The sequence below is a fragment of the Achromobacter sp. 1011811831 genome, from assembly GCF_059760905.1.
This window is the reverse complement of the sequence record NZ_JCBANG010000225.1, coordinates 1-372: the sequence shown is the minus strand read 5'-3', so window position 1 is coordinate 372 and position 372 is coordinate 1. Positions and strand designations below refer to the sequence as shown.

The window sequence follows — 372 nt, the reverse complement described above, 5'->3', positions numbered from 1 at the left end:
TACGACGGCGCGCGCCAGACGCGGGCGCGGGCGGCCGGGGCCGACGGTTATGGCCAGAGCCAGCTGGCGGTGGCGCGCGCCGGCGGGCTGGCGCTGGGCAACTACGGCGCGCTGGGCCGGGTCAACGTCTTCAATACCGACGTCAAGCTCGGCCGCTACGCCGATATCACCTTGGCGATGGCGGCGGGCGACGCGCTGGCGGCCGAGCGCGTCGGCACCGTGTGGCTGGACAGCGGGCGGCTGTCCGACATGGGCCTGGGCGGGCTGGACCTGGCGACCGGCGGCGCGCTGACGGTGGCCGAGGCGGTGGCGCTGGCCGACGGCGGGCAGGTGGCGCTGACGGCGGGCCGGATCGACGCGCAGGCCGGCATC

The 372-nt window shown here is 77.2% G+C and carries 1 protein-coding gene; it reads left to right on the top strand.

The window, feature by feature from the left end; translation table 11 throughout:
* The coding region (locus AC6LJ9_RS30715; protein ID WP_498150466.1) for a hypothetical protein at positions 1–372 on the top strand (372 nt) is incomplete at both ends.